4 protein-coding genes are annotated in these 2,529 nt (G+C 45.6%); 2 read left to right on the top strand and 2 right to left on the bottom strand.

Annotated elements, in window-relative coordinates; translation table 11 throughout:
- The first annotated feature begins 274 nt into the window (after window positions 1-274).
- On the top strand, window positions 275-601 hold the full coding sequence (locus F6K20_RS33800) for a VOC family protein (RefSeq protein ID WP_287256485.1): 327 nt from the start codon (window positions 275-277) through the stop codon (window positions 599-601).
- A 270-nt stretch (window positions 602-871) separates the two neighbouring features.
- Here F6K20_RS33800 and F6K20_RS33795 read toward each other — a convergent pair whose 3' ends face one another.
- A complete protein-coding gene (locus tag F6K20_RS33795; protein WP_009149374.1) occupies window positions 872-1,450 on the bottom strand; it encodes a Uma2 family endonuclease in 579 nt (192 codons plus the stop codon).
- Between the two features lie 209 nt (window positions 1,451-1,659).
- Between F6K20_RS33795 and F6K20_RS33790 the strand changes: the two genes are divergently transcribed.
- Window positions 1,660-1,938, top strand: a complete 279-nt coding sequence (locus tag F6K20_RS33790) for a lipopolysaccharide assembly protein LapA domain-containing protein (RefSeq protein WP_009149372.1) — start codon at window positions 1,660-1,662, stop codon at window positions 1,936-1,938.
- An 11-nt stretch (window positions 1,939-1,949) separates the two neighbouring features.
- Here the strand turns inward: F6K20_RS33790 and F6K20_RS33785 are convergent.
- On the bottom strand, window positions 1,950-2,529 hold a 580-nt coding region (locus F6K20_RS33785), incomplete at its 5' end, for a hypothetical protein (RefSeq protein WP_287297700.1).

Genomic DNA, 2,529 nt, shown 5'->3' with positions numbered 1-2,529 from the left:
TAACAGATACTACTTGGAAATGGTTGCAATTGTCGGCTGAAGACTCCGGGGTAAGCGTTGGAGAATATATAGAGAGTTGGGTAAGGAAACAGGTCTCTGGCATTTGAAGGGGCTATCCATCCCAGAAACGAAACCTTAGGATAGTGGAGCCTTTATGGTTGGTCGGTTATGTATAAAAGGGTTAAAACTTTTTGATTAAGGCTCCACTATCCTTACGGTAACTTCAACACCTGGACGAGGTGGGGGAATTTCGCCCCCTCTTGCCTCCCCTATCTTGTTAAACGTTTCAGAGTTCAAAAAATCTCTCGACTTCTTCGAGTTTGTGGGAATGCTTAAGGTTGCTGAATTTCAAGAGTTAGCAGTACTTGAATTGAGAGGGGGAACCCATCTGGTGCTTAGAAATAAACCTGAAGCGGCACCAGGACAAGCGAGTTTTGATCTGATGGTTGATGATTTGAAGGCTCAACAAGTCGCCCTGCAAGAGGCTGGCTATGCACCGAGCGAAATTCGCGAAGGGCGAATACACAGTGTGTTTGATGTATCTGAACCTTCAGGAAACATAATTACCTTTTATGATAGCCATGTGGTGGGGCCAGTCTAGAGGGAACTATTTTTTTTGGGTTATCAGGTTGAAGGTTAGTTGGTTGTTCGCGTAGCGTGGCCTTTTGGCCAAGGTTATGAGGTTGAAGGTTATTAGTGCGATCGCGTAGCGTGGCCTACGGCCAATCGCTTTTGTAGGGTGGGCTGCATGTCAATGATTACTGTACTTTTGGTGAAACTATCATGACGCAGCCCACCCTACCCAACTCATCGCTGTTCGCGTAGCGTGCGCGTAGCGCTTTAGCTGAAAGCTGACAGCTGACAGCTTACCCTAAATCTGCCTACGAAACGCTCTAATCGCTTCTCCCGCATCGGTTTCCGCCATCAAAACACAGTGTCTGAACCAATCAAGATCCAATTCACTCAGTCCGGGTAGCAAGCTACGCTCGATGGGGACATAACTGCCATCTTGAAGATGATAAAGCTTTAGTAATCCATCTTCCCAAAACCAAACCTCTGGAACACCTAAAGCTTGATAACGTTCTAACTTGCTGATGCCACCACTACTAAAAACCACTTCAATGGACAAATCTGGAATTGGCTTAACACTACCGATGCAGTAAGAATCGTCAGCTTGGGCAGAGGCGACGCCTTCTTTTTCCTGAGTCATTGAGCGAGTTGGCTGAAACAAAATGCCCTTTTCCGTCAGAAAGGTTGTGATTAAGTAACCGATGATACTGGCAAAAATTTCATGTTCTCGTCCTGGCATCAGAATCTCGATTATCCCATCAAAGTAAAACAGCCGAACACCAGGAGAACCATCAAAGCCCTTCTGGATCAACTTAAACTGTTCCCAGGTGCCATCATGTACGATGCGTTGATCGGTGGTTTGGTCGAGTAGTTGGGGCATCGCTCTCACCTCCGGCTATCCTTACCAGCCATTGTGACATAGTCAGTCAGTAGGGTGGGCAAAGGGAGATGAGAACTGTACTTTTGGTGAAACTAAAATTATTTGCCCACCCTACACCTACTGTTGACAGAATCAGGTATTCAAAGGGCTACTGTGCTAGAAAAAATAATAAATAGAGTCGAACTAGTCACCATTAACTAGTTACCATAATGAACTATTCCCAGATCATAAAACTTGGCTTACTTCTGACTTCTCTGATAGTTGCTATTTGGATTGGCGCGATCGCTATTTTCTCGATCCAAAATATCACGGAAGTATCCGTGAAGTTTTTAGTCTTCGAGTCAATTGATCTGCCAATCGGTGTTGTCTTGGCTGTTAGCGTTGGTATTGGTCTTCTTGGGGGAGCGATCGCACCTCTAGTGTGGCAGCTTTTGGGGAAATCCTTGAAATTCCTAGACTCTGAGGATGACCTATACTACGATGAGTAGACTTGGACAATCTATTCGTAGTCCATCCGGTCATAAAGTCTATCATCATATTGATGAGACATAAACTCAGAGCGCCGTCTCGCTGGTAGGGAAGGAGGAGCACTAGAGTAGGGGTGTTGGACCACGTAAGTTGTACGAGGAGGACGCTGTGGTCGTGATATCAAGGCTAACCCGCCAATCACAACGGCACCACCACCAATGGTTACCGCCATACCGCCAAGTCCCCAAAGTATTCCTGACATGAGGGTATTTGCGGTTTCATTAGTAGTTTTACGATTAGGGATTAGTTGCTCAGGAGCCCTGATCACACTGGCATCAACCTGAGCAGTTAGATTGTCTAGCAGTAACTGCTGATTGTGAAGTTGGGCTTTGAGCTGTTCAGTTTCAGCTCGTTGTTGCTCAACCATAGCTTTGAGCTGCTCAGTGTCCCGCCGCTGCTGTTCAACATTGAGCATATTATTTAAATTATTATTTAAATTATTTAAGTTCGGTGAAGCTAGAGCCTGGTTTGGCGGTTGATCTGTGTAAGGGGAATTATAGGGATTGTTAGGGGAAATTTGGAAGGGTTGGGAAGAGGGAAGGTTATTCGCC

Source organism: Moorena sp. SIO2C4 (assembly GCF_010672485.1).
Lineage (GTDB): Bacteria > Cyanobacteriota > Cyanobacteriia > Cyanobacteriales > Coleofasciculaceae > Moorena > Moorena producens.
Note: the sequence above shows the minus strand (reverse complement) of the source record. Positions and strands in the feature narration are given on the sequence as shown.

Coding starts and splice junctions, on each gene's coding strand:
- F6K20_RS33795 (WP_009149374.1), bottom strand. CDS start 1,450: ATGCCCCAACTACTCGACCAAACCACCGATCAACGCATCGTACATGAT.
- F6K20_RS33790 (WP_009149372.1), top strand. CDS start 1,660: ATGAACTATTCCCAGATCATAAAACTTGGCTTACTTCTGACTTCTCTG.